Origin of the sequence: Streptomyces sp. BK208 (assembly GCF_004364245.1) — a bacterium.
Taxonomy (GTDB): domain Bacteria; phylum Actinomycetota; class Actinomycetes; order Streptomycetales; family Streptomycetaceae; genus Streptomyces.
In genome coordinates this window covers 107,422-121,061 of the sequence record NZ_SOAV01000007.1, presented here as the reverse complement: position 1 = coordinate 121,061, position 13,640 = coordinate 107,422, and the positions used below count along the sequence as shown (strand labels likewise).

The 13,640-nt window shown below is 71.1% G+C and carries 14 protein-coding genes, 1 tRNA gene and 1 pseudogene; 8 read left to right on the top strand and 8 right to left on the bottom strand.

Features of this window, described 5'->3' with window-relative positions; all coding sequences use genetic code 11:
* Window positions 1-330: 330 nt before the first annotated feature.
* Complete coding sequence (locus EV562_RS18850; RefSeq protein WP_133887978.1) at window positions 331-1,047, bottom strand: hypothetical protein; 717 nt, start codon at window positions 1,045-1,047, stop codon at window positions 331-333.
* A 47-nt stretch (window positions 1,048-1,094) separates the two neighbouring features.
* Here EV562_RS18850 and EV562_RS18845 point away from each other — a divergent pair, with 47 nt between their 5' ends.
* Window positions 1,095-1,283 carry a DUF5703 family protein gene (locus tag EV562_RS18845; RefSeq protein WP_007388288.1) on the top strand — a complete coding sequence of 63 codons (189 nt, stop codon included), beginning with the start codon at window positions 1,095-1,097 and terminating at the stop codon, window positions 1,281-1,283.
* A gap of 94 nt (window positions 1,284-1,377) precedes the next feature.
* On the opposite strand, the gene EV562_RS18840 is transcribed toward EV562_RS18845, so the two are convergent.
* The 3 genes from EV562_RS18840 to EV562_RS18830 form a co-directional block, all read right to left on the bottom strand.
* On the bottom strand, window positions 1,378-2,157 hold the full coding sequence (locus tag EV562_RS18840; protein WP_133887977.1) for a chaplin: 780 nt from the start codon (window positions 2,155-2,157) through the stop codon (window positions 1,378-1,380).
* 178 nt (window positions 2,158-2,335) lie between these two features.
* Complete coding sequence (chpH, locus tag EV562_RS18835; RefSeq protein ID WP_003977150.1) at window positions 2,336-2,569, bottom strand: chaplin ChpH; 234 nt, start codon at window positions 2,567-2,569, stop codon at window positions 2,336-2,338.
* A gap of 130 nt (window positions 2,570-2,699) precedes the next feature.
* On the bottom strand, window positions 2,700-4,025 hold the full coding sequence (locus EV562_RS18830; protein ID WP_133887976.1) for a M20/M25/M40 family metallo-hydrolase: 1,326 nt from the start codon (window positions 4,023-4,025) through the stop codon (window positions 2,700-2,702).
* A 173-nt stretch (window positions 4,026-4,198) separates the two neighbouring features.
* Here EV562_RS18830 and EV562_RS18825 point away from each other — a divergent pair.
* Window positions 4,199-4,286, top strand: a tRNA-Leu gene (locus EV562_RS18825).
* 92 nt (window positions 4,287-4,378) lie between these two features.
* The gene (locus EV562_RS18820; protein WP_133887975.1) at window positions 4,379-4,750 is read left to right on the top strand and encodes a YchJ family metal-binding protein; all 372 of its coding nucleotides are present in this window, start codon (window positions 4,379-4,381) and stop codon (window positions 4,748-4,750) included.
* 16 nt (window positions 4,751-4,766) lie between these two features.
* Here the strand turns inward: EV562_RS18820 and EV562_RS18815 are convergent, their stop codons facing one another.
* Complete coding sequence (locus EV562_RS18815; RefSeq protein ID WP_133887974.1) at window positions 4,767-5,468, bottom strand: FadR/GntR family transcriptional regulator; 702 nt, start codon at window positions 5,466-5,468, stop codon at window positions 4,767-4,769.
* Between the two features lie 137 nt (window positions 5,469-5,605).
* Here EV562_RS18815 and EV562_RS18810 point away from each other — a divergent pair, with 137 nt between their 5' ends.
* A complete protein-coding gene (locus EV562_RS18810) occupies window positions 5,606-6,133 on the top strand; it encodes a gluconokinase (RefSeq protein ID WP_133887973.1) in 528 nt (175 codons plus the stop codon).
* A gap of 90 nt (window positions 6,134-6,223) precedes the next feature.
* Window positions 6,224-7,621: a gluconate:H+ symporter gene (locus EV562_RS18805; RefSeq protein WP_133887972.1), complete on the top strand. Its 1,398-nt coding sequence runs from the start codon at window positions 6,224-6,226 to the stop codon at window positions 7,619-7,621.
* A 184-nt stretch (window positions 7,622-7,805) separates the two neighbouring features.
* Here EV562_RS18805 and EV562_RS18800 read toward each other — a convergent pair whose 3' ends face one another.
* Both EV562_RS18800 and EV562_RS18795 read right to left on the bottom strand, forming a co-directional pair.
* Window positions 7,806-9,344, bottom strand: a complete 1,539-nt coding sequence (locus tag EV562_RS18800) for an APC family permease (protein WP_133887971.1) — start codon at window positions 9,342-9,344, stop codon at window positions 7,806-7,808.
* Between the two features lie 52 nt (window positions 9,345-9,396).
* Window positions 9,397-10,353: a hypothetical protein gene (locus EV562_RS18795; protein ID WP_133887970.1), complete on the bottom strand. Its 957-nt coding sequence runs from the start codon at window positions 10,351-10,353 to the stop codon at window positions 9,397-9,399.
* A 279-nt stretch (window positions 10,354-10,632) separates the two neighbouring features.
* Here EV562_RS18795 and EV562_RS18790 point away from each other — a divergent pair, with 279 nt between their 5' ends.
* The gene (locus EV562_RS18790; RefSeq protein WP_133887969.1) at window positions 10,633-11,526 is read left to right on the top strand and encodes a DMT family transporter; all 894 of its coding nucleotides are present in this window, start codon (window positions 10,633-10,635) and stop codon (window positions 11,524-11,526) included.
* A 31-nt stretch (window positions 11,527-11,557) separates the two neighbouring features.
* The gene (locus EV562_RS18785) at window positions 11,558-12,100 is read left to right on the top strand and encodes an NUDIX domain-containing protein (protein WP_166661870.1); all 543 of its coding nucleotides are present in this window, start codon (window positions 11,558-11,560) and stop codon (window positions 12,098-12,100) included.
* A gap of 353 nt (window positions 12,101-12,453) precedes the next feature.
* Here EV562_RS18785 and EV562_RS18780 read toward each other — a convergent pair whose 3' ends face one another.
* A complete protein-coding gene (locus tag EV562_RS18780) occupies window positions 12,454-12,825 on the bottom strand; it encodes a hypothetical protein (RefSeq protein WP_133887967.1) in 372 nt (123 codons plus the stop codon).
* Between the two features lie 514 nt (window positions 12,826-13,339).
* On the opposite strand from EV562_RS18780, the pseudogene EV562_RS35605 reads away from it, so the two are divergent.
* A pseudogene (locus EV562_RS35605) lies at window positions 13,340-13,477 on the top strand (IS5/IS1182 family transposase); the annotation flags it as partial.
* Window positions 13,478-13,640: the final 163 nt, after the last annotated feature.

Here is a 13,640-nt window from a genome sequence, read left to right as displayed (position 1 = left end):
CAAGGACGCGCCTGCCGGTCCCGCGCTCGCGTCAGGCGTCGGGCGTCAGGCGTCAGGCGTCAGGCGTCAGCAGACCGGAGGGCCGGGACAGTCCGTTCCGCTCACCCGATCGACCGCGGCGGTCACTGGGGGCACTGGGGGCACTGGGGGGCACTGCCCGGAGCGTGGTGGTTGGTCCTGGCACGCGACCGGTGGTGTCGCGCGCGGCTGGGCGGCCGGCGCGGGTGCCTTCGGCACAGCCGACGGCGGCGGTCGCCGGGTGTTCCCGTGACCGCCGCCGTGAACGCCTCCGCGGCCGTCAGGCCGGCCGGTGCGGCGTGCTCGCACCGCTCAGCGGTCCGCCTCAAGCCGCGCCGGTTCGCCGTCCTCGTCCGGGTCCGTGTCGAGGTCCTCGTCCAGTTCGGCCAGGGCGTCCCCGTCCTCGTCCTCGTCGAGGTCGTCGTCGAACTCCTCGTCGAAGACCGCGCTGACGTCGAAGCGGCAGACCACCCGCTGCGGGTCGACCTGCTCGAACGGCGCCTCCAGCCACTCACCGGGCTCGGCGCTCTCGTCGGCGGCCGTCACCCAGAGCGTGGAGTCGCCTTCCTCCAGCCCGAACTCCTTGTGCCGGGAGGCGATCTCGTCCGGCTCGAACTCGCCGAAGAGGAGTCCGAGAGCTCCGTGCACCGTGCCCGAGGTCTCCACGTCCGGGGCTTCCTCGTCCGCCGCCTCCACCCTTCTGGCCTGGGCCATCAGCCGCTGCGGCTCCGCCACGGCGTAGTCGCGGCGGATCAGGACACTCAGGGCGCTCGGTTCCTCGGGGCCCGTGTACGGCGGCATCGTGTCCTCGCCGGGGATCTCGAAGGGGGTGACCTCGTCGTACCGGTCGTAGAGCAGTTCGTCGTACGCCTCCGCGGCCGCGGCCAGCTCGTTGAACGCGTCGTAGACGGCCGGGTCTTCCTCACCCGACCGGCGTTCGACCGCGGCAAGGTGGCGGTCGAGCGCGGTCTTGACCGCCTCGGCGGCGGCGCGTACCTCGGCAGCGGTGGGCTGCGCAGCATCAGACATAGTGCAGACGCTATCCGTACCGGGCCCCAGCCCGCACAATAGATTCGATGCCGGAATACGAATTTGTCGATGTGTACCTACCGCGCGGGGTCACCCGCAAGGAGGCGACACGCCAGCTGACGGACCATGCCGAGTACGGACACTGGGAGCTGTACCGCCTGACCCTGCTGCGTGACGGCAGCCGCAAGGTGCGGTTGCGGCGGCGGATCATTCGCCAGGTGCGCGCCACCTGGTGAGGTGGCCGGGCCCGGCCGGGCGCGAGTGACGGAGGCGGACACGCAGCGGGCCCCGCCGGTGTGCGGAGCCCGCTGCGTGTGCCGGTGCGCCCTCTCAGGCCGAGGCGCGCGCCTTGCGGTAGAGCACCGTGCCCGCGAGCAGCGCGCCGGCACCCACCGGCAGGGCGAGGCCCAGCGGCAGGTCGCTGCCGGTCTCGGCGAGCGCCGCGTCGTCACGGGGCTCGGAGCCGCCCGGCGTCTCACCGCCCGGTCCGGACGGGTTGCCCGGGGTGCCGGGGTTGTCCGGCGTACCCGGGTTGCCGGGGTTGTCCGGCTCGCCGGGAGGCGTTTCGTTGTCTCCCGGGGGCGTCTCATGGTCGCCGGGAGGAGTCTCGTGGCCGCCGGGCGGCGTCGAGTGGCCGCCGCGTCCGCCCTTGTTGTCGCAGTCGTTGCCCAGGGCCGGGTTGAGGGCGCCCACGACGTTCACGCTGTTGCCGCACACGTTCACCGGCACGTCGATCGGCACCTGGACGTGGTTGCCGGAACCGACGCCTGGCGAGTCCGTCGCGTGACCGCCGGCGTGGGAGCCGCCGTGCGACCCCCCGTGGCCCCCGGAGTCGCCGTAGCCGCCGTGCCCTCCGGAGGCACCGCCGCCCTTGTTGGCGCACTTGTTGCCCATCGCCGGGTTGAGGACGCCGACCACGTCCACCGTGTTGCCGCAGACGTTCACCGGCACGTGCACCGGGGCCTGCACCGTGTTGCCGGACAGCACGCCGGGCGAACCGGAACCACCGCCGTGCGCGCCGGAGTCCGCGTGGGCGGCGCCGCCCGCGGCGGCGATCACGCCGGTGGCCGCCGCCATCGTCATCAGGCCCTTGCGGGTGACCTGTCGCATTTCCTGAATACCTGCCTTGTCCTGGTCCCGTGGTACCGCGAATGCCGAGCGTGCCGGAATTCCGGCGCGGCCGTCGCCCTTTCGCCTCACATGTCCCCCGAAAGGCCGTCGGCCCCGGAGCGCATGGCGTGCACTCCGGGGCCGACGGAATCAGATCCTCACGGGGCGAGGCACAACGTCACTTGTTGATGCAGACGTTGCCGAAGGCGGGGTTCAGCAGACCGATCACGGAGATCGTGTTGCCGCAGACGTTCACCGGCACGTGCACGGGAACCTGAACGACGTTGCCGGAAAGGACGCCGGGCGAGTGCACGGCGGCACCCTGGGCACCGGAGTCGGCGACGGCCATGCCCGCGCCCGCGAGAACCAGACCACCGGTGGCTGCCGCAGCGGCGACGACCTTCTTGAGCATTGTTCCTCCTAGTTGGCAAACGCGATCCCGTATTGCCGATCGCATTAGCTGTAACGAGGAGGGAGTAATGAGGCTACGAGCTTATGAGCGCATTCACTCGTGCCGGTCACCCGCCGTACACACGGGCGATTCAGGACGCGTCGATGAAGCGGTCGAGCACCCGTACGCCGAACCGGAGTCCGTCGACCGGCACCCGCTCGTCGACCCCGTGGAACATGCCCGCGAAGTCCAGCTCCGGCGGCAGCTTGAGCGGCGCGAAGCCGAAGCCCCGGATGCCCAGGTCGTCGAAGGACTTGGCGTCGGTGCCGCCGGAGAGCATGTAGGGGATCGCCTTCGCGGCCGGGTCCTCCGCTACCAGCGCGGACTGCATCGCGTCGACCAGCGCTCCGTCGAAGGTGGTCTCGACGGCCTTGTTGGCGTGCACGTCCTCGCGCCGCACGTGCGGTCCGAGGATGCGGTCGAGGTCGGCGAGGAACTCCTCCTCGTACCCGGGCAGATAGCGCCCGTCGATGTGTGCGGTGGCCTCCCCGGGGATCACGTTGACCTTGTAACCCGCGCCGAGCTGGGTCGGGTTGGCGGTGTTGCTCAGGGTCGCGCCGATGAGCTTGGCGATGCCGCCGAGCCGGGCGATCGTCCCCTCCATGTCCTCCGGGTCCAGCTCGGTGCCGAGCGCGTCGCCCAGTTCGTCGAGGAAGGCCCGGGTCGTCTTGGTGACGCGGACGGGGAACTTGTGCCGGCCGAGGCGCGCGACGGCCTCCGACAGCTCGGTGATCGCGTTGTCGCGGTGGATCATCGACCCGTGTCCCGCGGTGCCGGCCACGGTCAGCTTCATCCAGTGGATGCCCTTTTCGGCGGTCTGGATGAGGTACAGGCGGCGCTGCTCGTTCACGGTGAACGAGAAGCCGCCCACCTCGCTGATCGCCTCGGTGACGCCCTCGAAGAGGTCGGGGTGGTTGTCGACGAGGTGACGGGCGCCGTACGTGCCGCCGGCCTCCTCGTCGGCGAGGAACGCCAGCACGATGTCCCGCGGGGGCTTGCGTCCGCTGCGCAGCCGGTCGCGGACGACCGCGAGGGTCATGGCGTCCATGTCCTTCATGTCGACGGCGCCGCGCCCCCACACGCACCCGTCGGCGACCTCCCCGGAGAAGGGGTGGTGGGTCCAGTCGTCCGCGTTGGCCGGGACGACGTCGGTGTGGCCGTGGATGAGCAGCGCGGGCCTTGACGGGTCCTCGCCCTCGATCCGGGCCACCGTGGAGGCGCGTCCGGGGTGGGACTCGAAGATCTTCGGTTCGAGTCCCACCTCGGCGAGCTTCTCGGCGACGTACTCGGCGGCCTTGCGCTCGCCCGGCCCCGAGTGGTCGCCGTAGTTGCTGGTGTCGATCCGGATCAGCTCGCGGCAGAGGTCGACGACCTCGTCCTCGCCGGTGACGCTCCTGGCCGTGCCCGAGTCGCTCACGTGGTTCCTCCCGCTGTCACTGCCGATGTCAGTGCCGATGTCACTGCTGGTGGGTCCCCCTCATCCTCCTCCCTGGGCCGCCCGGGCCCAAGGAGGGGGTGATCGGCCACCCCGGAAAGCCTGGTAATGTTTACGTCGTCGCCGCGGGGAAACACCCGCACGACAGACACCTTGTCCGGGTGGCGGAATGGCAGACGCGCTAGCTTGAGGTGCTAGTGCCCTTTATCGGGCGTGGGGGTTCAAGTCCCCCCTCGGACACCAGCTGAGACCCCTGCCGAGCAGGGGTCTTCTGCTTTTCCGGTTCGGGTTTCCCGGTTCCCGGGCCGCTCCGGCGGGCGGGCACAATGGCCGTCATGACCACGCCTTCCTGCCCGTGCGGGCGGCCCGAGCCGTACGCGAAGTGCTGCGGCCGTTTCCACGCCGGGGCCGCCGCCCCGACGGCCGAGGCCCTGATGCGCTCGCGCTACAGCGCCTTCGTGAAGGGCGACGCCGGGTACCTGCTGCGGACCTGGCATCCGCGGACGCGGCCGGCGCGGCTCGACCTGGACCCGGGCATGCGGTGGACCGGTCTGGAGATTTCGGGCACGGCCGACGGCTCGGCCTTCCACGCCACCGGGACGGTGACGTTCCGGGCGTCCTACCGGGGTGGCTCGCTGCACGAGCGGAGCCGGTTCGAGCGGGTCGACGGGGCGTGGGTCTACGTGGACGGGGAGTTCCTCGACTGACGCCTCCGCCGGCGCCCTACGGCGCCAGGATGTCCAGTTCCTGCAGCGCGCCCTCGGTGATCTCCCGGGTCAGCAGCTCCGCCCGCTCCGCGTCACGGGCGCGGACCGCCTCGGCGACGCGGACGTGCAGGGTGACGGCGGCCGGGTCGGGGTCCTCGAACATCACGTCGTGGTGGGTACGGCCGGCCAGCACCTCGGCGACGACGCCGCCGAGGCGGGCGAACATCTCGTTGCCGGAGGCGGTGAGGATGACGCGGTGGAAGGCCACGTCGTGGAAGAGGTACTCCTCCAGCCGGTGACCGCTCGAGTTGGCGACCATGCCGAGCGCGCACTCGGTCAGCTCGGCGCACTGCTCCGGCGTGGCGAGGCGGGCCGCCAGGCCCGCGGCCACCGGTTCCACGGCCGACCTCAGCACGGTCAGCGAGCGCAGCTGCCGGGGGCGCTCGGAGCCGGCCAGGCGCCACCGGATGACCTGCGGGTCGTAGACGTTCCACTCGCACTCGGGCAGGACGGTGACGCCCACCCGGCGGCGTGACTCGACGAGGTGCATGGATTCCAGCACCCGGACCGCCTCCCGCATCACGGAACGCGACACCTCGAAGCGCTGCGCCAGCTCGTCGGTGCGCAGAACGCTCCCCGCGGGGTATGCGCCCGCTGTGATCGCGGGGCCGAGGGTGTCCAGTACGCGGCCGTGCAGCCCCCGGCCCGGTGTGCTCATGCACTCAGCGTACGGGGCACGTCACGGGAACAAAAAGTCAGACTTATATGTCACAGTCTCTTGAATTCGTCGTACCTAATGGGTTTCAGTTGCGTCGACATCACGTGTCGACGAAGACAGCAGACAGCGAGAGTGCGATGCAGCAACTGCACACCCCCCATGTCGTCGTGGTCATGGGCGTAGCGGGCACCGGGAAGACCACCATCGGTCCCCTGCTCGCGGCCCGGCTCGGCGTTCCCTACGCCGAGGGCGACGACTTCCACCCGCCGGCCAACATCACCAAGATGACGGCCGGCACCCCGCTCACCGACGAGGACCGGTGGCCCTGGCTCGACGCCATCGGCGGCTGGGCGCACGGGCGGGCCGGGCTCGGTGGGGTGGTGAGCAGTTCGGCTCTGAAGCGGTCGTACCGCGACCGGCTGCGGGCGGCGGCTCCCGGTGTCGTCTTCGTGCACCTCACGGGCAGCCGCGAGCTGATCGAGGACCGGATGTCGCACCGGCAGGGGCACTTCATGCCGACGGCCCTGCTCGACTCCCAGTTCGCCACGCTCCAGCCGCTGGAAGCGGACGAGGCGGGAGTCGCGGTGGACGTCGCCGGTACCCCCGAGGAGATCACCGAGCGGGCGGTCGACGCCCTGAAGGGTCTCCCCGAGCCGGGGCGATAGCACCCGCACCCCCCTCCCCCGGGCCGTGTTGCCCCGCGTGCGCGCGGTCCCGAGCTTCCCCCGAATCCCCATCACCGCAAGGGAACCACCGTGACCAGACTCAGCGTCGAGATGCTGGCAGCGGACCCCGTCGAGCCGATCACCTCGGCGGGCCACGCCCAGCTGGGCATCGCCGTGCTCCTCGGCATCGCCGTCATCGTCCTGCTCATCACCAAGTTCAAGCTGCATGCCTTCCTGTCGCTGACCATCGGGTCGCTCGCGCTCGGCGCGTTCGCCGGTGCGCCGCTGGACAAGGTGATCACCAGCTTCACCGCCGGGCTCGGCTCCACCGTCGCCGGTGTCGGCGTGCTGATCGCCCTCGGCGCGATCCTCGGCAAGATGCTCGCCGACTCGGGCGGCGCCGACCAGATCGTGGACACCATCCTCGCGAAGGCCACGCCCCGTTCGATGCCGTGGACGATGGTGCTGATCGCCTCGGTCATCGGACTGCCGCTGTTCTTCGAGGTCGGCATCGTCCTGCTGATCCCGGTCGTCCTGATGGTCGCCAAGCGCGGCAACTACTCGCTGATGCGGATCGGCATCCCGGCGCTGGCCGGTCTGTCCGTGATGCACGGTCTGGTCCCGCCGCACCCGGGCCCGCTGGTCGCCATCGACGCGGTGCACGCCAACCTCGGTGTGACGCTGGCGCTGGGCGTGCTGATCGCGGTCCCGACGGTGATCCTCGCCGGTCCGGTGTTCTCGAAGTACGCGGCCCGCTGGGTGGACGTCCCGGCTCCCGACCGGATGACCCCGCAGCGCGCCTCCGAGCAGCTTGAGAAGCGCCCCGGCTTCGGTGCCACCCTGGCGACCATCCTGCTGCCGGTCGCGCTGATGCTGCTCAAGGCGCTCGTCGACATCATCGTGGACGACCCCGAGAACACGGTGCAGCGCACCTTCGACGTCGTCGGCAACCCGCTGATCGCACTGCTGGTCGCCGTGCTCGTCGGCATCTTCACGCTGCTGCGGCCCGCCGGGTTCGGCAAGGACCGCCTGTCGAACCTGGTCGAGAAGGGGCTGGCGCCCATCGCCGGCATCCTCCTGATCGTCGGCGCGGGCGGCGGCTTCAAGCAGACGCTGATCGACTCCGGTGTGGGCCAGATGATCCTGGAGATCTCCAAGGACTGGTCGATCCCGGCGCTGCTGCTGGCCTGGCTGATCGCGGTGGTGATCCGGCTGGCGACCGGTTCGGCCACGGTGGCGACCGTCTCGGCGGCCGGTCTGGTCGCGCCGCTCGCGGCCGACATGTCGACCACGCACACCGCCCTGCTGGTCCTGGCCATCGGCGCCGGCTCGCTCTTCTTCAGCCATGTCAACGACGCCGGCTTCTGGCTGGTGAAGGAGTACTTCGGGCTGAACGTGGGCCAGACCATCAAGACCTGGTCCGTGATGGAGACGATCATCTCGGTGGTCGCCGGAGCCCTGGTCCTGCTGTTGTCCCTGCTCATATAGCCGCGACCCGCACAAGTCGGGCCCCTGCCGCTCCGGCGGCCGGGGCCCGTCCGTATGCGCGGGCCCGTCCGTATGCGCGGGGCCGTCCGTATGCGCGGGGCCGTCCGTATGCGCGGGGCCGTCCGTATGCGCGGGGCCGTCCGCATGCCGGTGCCCAGCGCATACGGCCGGGCCCCGCCCCGCGTCAGGAGGACGCGGCCTTGTCCAGCTGGAACGCCTCGTTGCCCTGTCCGATGCGGGCGTGCCGCTCGGGGGCGCGGGAGCGCAGGACCAGGCCCTGGGCGACGCCGGCGACGGCGGCGAGACCGATGATGCCGGGCAGGACCCAGCTCAGGGCGGAGTCGGGGCCCGCGCCGACCAGGACGTCGAAGTCCTTGACCGTGTAGCCGGCGATCACCAGGAGGGCGAGGCCCGCCACCGTGGAGGTGGCCAGGCGTACGCCCTGGGCCCCGGCGGCCCCGCGCCGGACGAAGAAGGCGACGACGGAGAACGAGGCGGCGGCCATCAGCAGGATCACGCCGAGAGCCCCGATGTTGCCGCCCCAGGTGAACAGGTGCAGTACGGGCTCGGTCGGGTCGCCGTTCGGCTTGTCGTCGGCGAGGGCGAAGCCGGTGACGACGACCGCGGAGACGGCGGTCTGGAGCAGCGAGCCGGTGCCGGGAGCGCCGCTGGTGCCGCTGGTGCGTCCGAAGGCGGCGGGCAGCAGCCCCTCGCGGCCCATGGCGAAGGTGTACCGGGCGACGACGTTGTGGAAGCTGAGCAGGGCGGCGAACATGCCGGTGACGAACAGGACGTGCAGCACGTCGGTGAAGGTGCCGCCGAGCCGTGACTCGGTGAGGAAGAAGAGCAGTCCGGCACTCTGTTCCTGCGCGGTGCCGACGATCTCGTCGGGGCCGGTGGCCACGGTGAGGGCCCAGCTGCTGAGCGCGAAGAAGACCGCGACCCCGGCGACCGCCAGGAACATGACACGCGGGACCAGTACGTGCGGCCGGCTGGTCTCCTCGGCGTACACCGGCGCCTGCTCGAAGCCGAGGAAGGCCGCGATGCAGAAGCAGAGCGCGGTGCCGACCCCGGCGCCGGTGAGGGTGTCGGGGTCGAAGGCGTGCAACGACAGGCCCTGGGCCCCCGGGTCGGCGACGGCGGCGATGTCGAAGACCACCACGAGGGCGACCTCGATGAGCAGCAGGACGCCGAGCACGCGCGCGTTGACGTCGATCTTCAGCCAGCCCAGTGCGCCGACCGCGAGGACCGCGAGCAGGGCCGGGATCCACCAGGCCACGTCGAGGTCGGCGTAGGTGGACAGCAGACCGGAGACCTCGAAGCCGAAGATGCCGTAGATGCCGACCTGGAGGGCGTTGTACGCGACCAGCGCGACCAGGGCGGCGCCCGCGCCGGCGGTGCCGCCGAGGCCGCGGGAGATGTAGGCGTAGAAGGCGCCCGCGTTGTGGACGTGCCGGCTCATCTCGGCGTAACCGACGCTGAACAGGATCAGCACCACTCCGAGCACCACGAAGAGCAGCGGCTGTCCGACGATGCCCATCACCGCGTAGGTGGTGGGCATGACGCCCGCGACCACCATGAGCGGGGCGGTGGCGGCGAGCACGGACAGGAGCAGTCCTCCCGTACCCAGCCGGTCGGCGCGCAGGGCGCGCTCCTCGCCCTTGAAGGTGCTGATGGCGCCACCGCTCGCGGATCTGCTCGTGCTCGAACTGCCCGTGGTCATCGCAGGACGTCCTTCTCTCGTGTGGGTGGGCTGCGTCGGGTCGTCGGTTCGGTCAGGCCGTGCCGAGCGCGCCGGCCCGGGCGGCGCGGAAGGCGGAGAACGGATCGCGGTCCGGGTACGACCACGGGGCGGGCGTGACGTGCTCGCCGATGCGGTGGAACAGCGCCGCGGCCTCGGCGCCGCGGCCCTCGCAGGACTTGGCGTGGGCGAGGAAGTTGAGGTCGACCAGCCGGCGCGGGTGGCCGTCCTGCTCCCACTCCAGCCACCAGTCGAAGGCGGCCTTCATCACCAGCCGGGCACGGCGTCCGGCCCAGTGGCCCGAGGCGGCCGGGTCGGTGGACTCGTGTCCGGCGGCGGCCAGCACGCGGTAGCGCTCGGCGTGCGCGACGACCGGGAGGATGGCGAGCGGGGAGTCGGCGGGGGCCTGCTCGGCCGCCCAGCCGGCGAAGTCGTACACCTCGTGCAGGGGGTCGGGACCGTCGTCGCCGCCGCGCTCGGCGAGCCGGGCCACCATCAGGTGGTGGGCGTGATGGTGGTCGGCGTACCGTCCGCGGACCTCGTCGAAGACGCGGACGACCTCCTCGACTGCGCCCAGGGAGCGCTCCAGCATGAGGAGCCCGAGCCAGGGCGTGGGGTCGTCCGGCACGAGGGCGGCGGCGGAACGGCAGACCTCGCGGGCTCGCGCGGGCTTCTCCTTGCCCCGCAGGGCGCGGTGGACCTGGGCGAGGGCGAGCAGCACCGACGCGTCGGCGGAGTCGGGCTCGGCGAGCAGCCACTCGCGGGCCCAGGGGGCGCAGTGGGGCTCCTTGGCGAGTACGGCCACCCGGTGCCCCCGGCGGTCCCAGTCGTCACCCGTGTGGACCAGCAGGGAGCGGACCGACTGCCACCGCCCCTGGGCCAACGCGGCGCGCGCGGTGACGAGTTCGGCGTCGTCGAGGGCCTCGTCGAAGACCTGGGCCGCACGCTTGCGGCCTCGGCCGCGGCCGAGGGGAGGCGGGGGTGGGGACACCGCGGGAACTTCCTCACGCGACGCGGTAGGCCGTCGCAGCCGGAGCGCCATGATCGGATTGCCATGGACTGATCACGCACAGCAAACCGGCAGCCAAGGCTTGACGTCAAGAGGAATCAGTGCGTTACACGCGTCAACGGCCGTGACTCCAGGGGCACTTGTCGATGATCACCCCTGCTCCCCCTCCCCGAATGCGCCGCTCGCCCGGCGCCCGCCACGCGCCCGCACTAGGGTCGTCCCCGACGCCCCCGTGACCCGACTGAGATCGAGGTACGCAGCGTGTCGGTTCTGGTCCTGGTCCTCGCCGTGTGCGCCGCGTGCTGCCTGGGGTTCGGTTTCGTCCTCCAGCAGAACGCGGCCGAGCGCGCTCCGCTGGGCGACTTCCTCTCGCCCCGCCTCCTGCTCGACCTCGTGCGGGTGCCGCGCTGGCTGGCCGGCATGGGGCTGATGGTGGCCGGCATGGCGCTGGGCGCGGTCGCGCTGGGCGGCGGTGAACTGACCCTCGTCGAGCCGATCCTGGCGACGAACCTCCTGTTCGCCCTCGCCCTGTCCCGCGTCCGGACCCGGCAGCCGCTGGGCCGCCAGGGCTGGGCCGGCCTCGCGCTGCTCGCGGGCGGGGTGAGCGCGTTCGTCCTGGCCGGCGAGCCGCGCGGGGGCAGCGCGGTGACCGACCCGCTGCGGCACTGGCTGATCGTCGGCGTGATGCTCGGACTGGCCCTCCTGCTCACGCTGTGCGCCGGCCGTTTCCGGCTGACCTGGGGTCCGGCCCTGCTGGCCCTGGCCGCCGGGCTGGTGTACGGGGTGCAGGACGCGCTGACCCGGATCAGCGGCCGGCGCTTCTCGGCGGGCGGTCTCGCGGAACTGCTGACGGGCTGGCAGCCGTACGCCGTGGTGGTGCTCGGCATCACCGGCCTGATCCTGGTCCAGAGCGCGTTCGAGACGGCACCCCTGCGCCGGTCGCTGCCCGCGCTGACGGCGGCCCAGCCGCTCGCGGGCATCGCCTGCGGGGTCGGTTTCCTCGGCGACCGGCTGCACACGGGCCCCGCGGCACTCGCCTGGGAGGCGGGCGGGCTCGCGGCGGTCGTGGCGGGCATCGTGCTGCTGGGCATGCACCCGGCGATGCCGCAGGGCACGGGAGACAGCGGGCGCGAGCGGGAGCTGGAGCGGAGCTGAGTCCTTCGGCGGCTGCTGCTTGGATGGGCGCATGAGTTCTGCTGACGAGATCCTCGACGTCGTCGACGAGAACGACCGCATCGTCGGGCAGGCCCGGCGGGGCGACGCGTACGCGGAGGGGCTGCGGCACCGGTGCGTCTTCGTGTGGGCCCGGGACCCCGGGGGCCGGGTCTTCGTCCACCGCCGCACGGCGACGAAGCTGGTGTTTCCCGCCCTGTACGACATGTTCGTCGGCGGGGTGGTGGGCGCGGGCGAGTCGTACGACGACGCGGCGCTGCGGGAGGCGGAGGAGGAACTGGGGGTGAGCGGGCTGCCTCGGCCGTCGTTCCTGTTCAAGTTCCTGTACGACGACGGGGCGGGGCGGACGTGGTGGTCGGCGGTGTACGAGGTGCGGGTGACGGGGGCGGTGTCTCCTCAGGTGGAGGAGGTGGCCTGGTACGGGTTCCTGCCGGAGGCGGAGCTGGAGGGCCGGCTCGGGGAGTGGGAGTTCGTACCGGACGGCTTGTCGGCGTATGCGCGGCTGCGGGCCTGGCGGGGGTTGAGCGGACCGGCGCCGAGCGGTGACCCGGCGTAGGGCTGACCGCGGGAGGCGGCCCGGCGTTGCGGGGTGCCGCTGCGCCCACCCGTGCCGCCCCAGCGGCACGACTGCCCGCAGCTGGAGCGTTTCGTTTGGATCACCCTGCGGTGTTTGGAACAGTCAGGCATGCAGCGCTATTTCGCAGCGAGGGCGAGGCCATGTCGCTGTTCGAGGCAGGCAGGCTGAAATTCATGGCATGCACTCGATCAGCTGTGTACGGTGAGGATCTTCAGACGAGGGCGCGGAACTGAATACGGGGGTGTACGGGCCGTGACGGGCGAGCCGGACGGGACACGTTCACACTCACCGATGCCGTCGCGACCACCACAGCCCATACCTCCGGAGCCCGGTCATGTGCCACCGAAGTGGGCGTGGTGGGTCGTCGGCATTTTGATCCCGGTGCTCGGCTTGGTCGTCACGCTGATCGCACAGTCAGGGACCAGTTCGTCGCGCGGCGCGCCCGTTCCGTCGTCGACAGGGTCTCGGGGGTTGCCGACACCCGAGAGGTCGGTGACCGCCGATCCCAGTGAGACGCCTGCCGATGATGTCGTGACCACGTTGCCCCCGTCGCCGTCGCCCTCGAACGCGTCGGTGAAGATCCTCAGGACAGGGGATTTCACGCTCCTCAAGGGATACAGCGCCGATCTCGAGCACGGCACGGTCGGAGTGTCGGTGAAGAATCCCGACATGGCATGGAACGGCGGCGACGAATTCTCGGCCATGAACGGGCGTGTGGCCGATACCTCGCAGGGGGCAACTCCAAAGACCTGTGCGAAAGCACTCGACAATTCGTCATCAACAGGGTGGATGGTCGCCGGCCTGGAAGGGGCATGGTTCTGCATGCCGACCAGCGCGAACCACCTGGCGGCCGTCGAGTGGCTGGGCCTCGGAGACGGCGGGAACCGATACCACTACATCGTCTGGGACGTGAGCGCTCCCTCTGACCACGGTTAGCCCGTTTCGTTCGGGTCATCTGATCGTTGGCCTGGTTGTGTCGTTGACTGACGCCCAGTGGGCGCGGATCGAGCCGTTGTTTCCGGACCGGTCGCCAAGCGGGGTGGACGGTGGCGTGACCATCGAGAGGTGATCGACGCGATCGCTTTCAAGTTCCAGACCGGCTCGCAATGGGTGCACCTGCCAGGGTGGTACGGCAACTGGCGGGGCGCAACCGACTGCGGATGTGGACCGTGGACGGCACCTAGGGAGCGGATCTTCACCGCGCTGATGGCACAGGCATACAAACAACGCAACACCATCGAGCGCTGCATCAACCGCCTCAAGCAATGGCGCGGTATTGCTACCCGCTACGAGAAGACCGCCACGATCCATCTGGCCGGGCTCCATATCGCAGGCATCTTCATGTGGTCAGCCTGATGATCCAAACGAAACGGACTAGGCGGGGTGTGGGCACGACGGCCCGCGGCGGAGACGTTGGCGGCGCGGCGGGAGAGCCGCGTACGGCGGGAAGGGGACGCGTCGGGGGGTGTTCGCCCGCAGCGGTTGGCGCGTCAACGTCCCGAGCCTTTTCAAGTGACCG

Coding starts and splice junctions, on each gene's coding strand:
- EV562_RS18850 (WP_133887978.1), bottom strand. CDS start 1,047: ATGTCTGATGCTGCGCAGCCCACCGCTGCCGAGGTACGCGCCGCCGCC.
- EV562_RS18845 (WP_007388288.1), top strand. CDS start 1,095: ATGCCGGAATACGAATTTGTCGATGTGTACCTACCGCGCGGGGTCACC.
- EV562_RS18840 (WP_133887977.1), bottom strand. CDS start 2,157: ATGCGACAGGTCACCCGCAAGGGCCTGATGACGATGGCGGCGGCCACC.
- chpH (WP_003977150.1), bottom strand. CDS start 2,569: ATGCTCAAGAAGGTCGTCGCCGCTGCGGCAGCCACCGGTGGTCTGGTT.
- EV562_RS18820 (WP_133887975.1), top strand. CDS start 4,379: ATGACCACGCCTTCCTGCCCGTGCGGGCGGCCCGAGCCGTACGCGAAG.
- EV562_RS18815 (WP_133887974.1), bottom strand. CDS start 5,468: ATGAGCACACCGGGCCGGGGGCTGCACGGCCGCGTACTGGACACCCTC.
- EV562_RS18810 (WP_133887973.1), top strand. CDS start 5,606: ATGCAGCAACTGCACACCCCCCATGTCGTCGTGGTCATGGGCGTAGCG.
- EV562_RS18800 (WP_133887971.1), bottom strand. CDS start 9,344: ATGACCACGGGCAGTTCGAGCACGAGCAGATCCGCGAGCGGTGGCGCC.
- EV562_RS18785 (WP_166661870.1), top strand. CDS start 11,558: ATGAGTTCTGCTGACGAGATCCTCGACGTCGTCGACGAGAACGACCGC.
- EV562_RS18780 (WP_133887967.1), bottom strand. CDS start 12,825: ATGGCCGAGAATTCGTCGCCGCCGTTCCATGCCATGTCGGGATTCTTC.